The sequence below is a fragment of the Neoroseomonas alkaliterrae genome, from assembly GCF_014199195.1.
GTDB classification, from domain to species: domain Bacteria; phylum Pseudomonadota; class Alphaproteobacteria; order Acetobacterales; family Acetobacteraceae; genus Neoroseomonas; species Neoroseomonas alkaliterrae.
In genome coordinates, this window is record NZ_JACIJE010000039.1 from 1 (window position 1) to 2,284 (window position 2,284).

At 65.9% G+C, this 2,284-nt stretch carries 2 protein-coding genes; both read left to right on the forward strand.

The features are described from left to right. On the forward strand, positions 1–1,275 hold a 1,275-nt coding region (locus FHS88_RS20415; protein ID WP_184487324.1), incomplete at its 5' end, for a hypothetical protein. Between the two features lie 217 nt (positions 1,276–1,492). Continuing rightward, a partial coding sequence (locus tag FHS88_RS20660) for a hypothetical protein (RefSeq protein WP_221244515.1) occupies positions 1,493–2,284 on the forward strand: 792 nt, incomplete at its 3' end.

Consider the following 2,284-nt stretch of genomic DNA (forward strand, 5'->3'; position numbering starts at 1 on the left):
CCGCCGCTGACCCATCCCCGCCTCGCCACCGTTGCCGACCCACAAAGCGAATCAACAACAGCGGCCCTCAGCAAGGCGTTTCGCAGAGGTCTCCCCAGGAAGTTCTCTGATCCGGACCGCCTGAAGGCCGCCGCGCCTGAGCGGCTCAGGGCCTTCCTCGTCCCGTGGCATGACTACCTCGCCGCCCGCGGCTTCCAGTTCCCCACCCTGCGCGAGGCGGAAATCGACTATGCCGCGCTGGCGCAGATCTTCCTGACGCCGAACCGCGATACGCCGAAGGAGATGGTGGACGCACTGTACTACGTGCACGAGACCGCCAGCGCGTCCGACGTGGACGAATTGATTGCAGCGGTGCAGGCACAGGGCATCGACATCGCGGATGATCCCGGGGCGACGCCACTTGATCTGGCGATCGACGTCTGGTGCGCCGCTCCCGATCTGGTTCGGTCGCGCCATGCCGAGGCGATCGCCATGCGGCAGCGGAATTTCGAGTATTTCGGGCCGCAACAGCCGCTCAAGGCTCCATTTCCCGACGTCGACGATGCGGTCCGCCTCAAGCTCGAAGCCGAGCTGGACGATTGGTTCGAGGTGCATCGGCGCGGGCGCGGCTGCCGGATCTTCGTCTTCCGTCATTCGCCGATGACGTGGATCCTCGTCCGGCACGGCGAAACGATGCGCCGGGAGGCGAGCCAGCGGGACGATGGGGGCGCAGGCACCGAATTCTATCGGCCGCAGTGTCATGATGTCCTGCTCTTCGACGAGCGCAGCGGCGACATCGGCGTCCACGCCAAGACCAAGGGCGAGCGCAACCTTTATCTCCGGACCTTGGGGCGTCTGCTGTTCGACGACGAGGAGCACTTCCCACCGGCGGGACGGTTCACGCTCGATCCGCTGGTTCGCTACGGCAGTGCGGCGCTGAACGTGGAGGACATCGACGGAATCACCGGCGTCCGGCTGGTCGAGTATCGGCGCTACTGGGGTGGGACATTCCGCGAGACGGAAACGATCAAGGCGGAGGATGTTTTCGGTGCGCTGTCCCGGCGCGGCGGCGCCTCGCTGGCGGGTGGTCGCCTGGTCAGTGCCACCTTCAAGGTGGCATTCGACGGCGCCGAAAAGGAGCGGTCGGTGACGATCCGTCCACCCGGCGTCGCACGGTTTGAGCGGAATGAGGACAGCGAGCTCATCGAATGCTGGTTGCGTGAGCGCGGCTTCATCCTGACGGGCGTGGACACCGAAGATGACGAAGCCGCTACGGCAGTTCTGGCAGACGCTTGATGAGCTCCCTGGTGCGGCCACGGATCGCCGCGATTGGATGGCGCGCCTCGGGGACGAGTTTCCAGTGGCGCAGCGCTACTTGCGGAAGACAGGTCGCCGCGCGACGGCGATAGACTGTCCCTCTCCTGGCGGAGATGGCTGTCCGCGTGCCGTCATCCGAAGCGCAGCCGGGACCTTTCGCGCTGTCTGCCGGTCAGCGACGGGTCGATGTGATTCCGTGGATCTCGATCCGGCGGATCTGGACATCCTGGAACTCGACGCTCCGCGCTTGCATCAGGATCTCGCGACGGCCTTCGCCGTTCAGACCGCTCCCGGGCAGTCGCGGGCGGGGCGCGTCGCCCGGTTGGGCGAACACGGCGTCGCCGCGGGGCTCGCGGCACCGGTGCTGTTGGTCCTGCCAGGGCCTGCCCAGCCGCTTGTGGAGGAGGAACTGCGGCTAGGCGGGCTGGGTGCCGAGCGCAGCGTGGTACTCGCGCCGACCGCAGCGGCGCTGCCCGCGTCATTGCGCGCGCGATTGTCGAGTAAGGGCCACTTGGTGCTCGACGTCGCGGCCATCACAACGGCTGATGCTGAGGGAGGGCTGACGCTAGTCCAGCCCGTTGAGATCCTTCTGAACGATGTTCGTGCCCATCTACTGGCGCGGGCCCGGGCAGCGCGACCCGGTCCGTCGATCATGCTGCCGTCGGGAACTGGTTGGGAGCAGGTAACCTTCACTCTCACCAGCAGTGCAACTGCTTCTTGCTCTGCGCATAGCGTGACGCGCCAGTTAGACCCCGGTGCGCTCGGAATGCGAAGTGCGAAGAACGACCGGCCCACAAATGCGTGGGCGCTCTTCGTGGTTCTCATCGCGGGCGGCGGCAAGCTGCAGATTATGGATCAACGAAAACGGAGCGCAGTAATGAAGCAGAAGCAGACGCTAGGCCGCGTGGACAAACCTGATCCACAGTCGGATGGAGGCGAGTGTCGCGAAGCCGAGGAAGCTCTCGGCGGTCTGGTCGTAGCGGGTAGC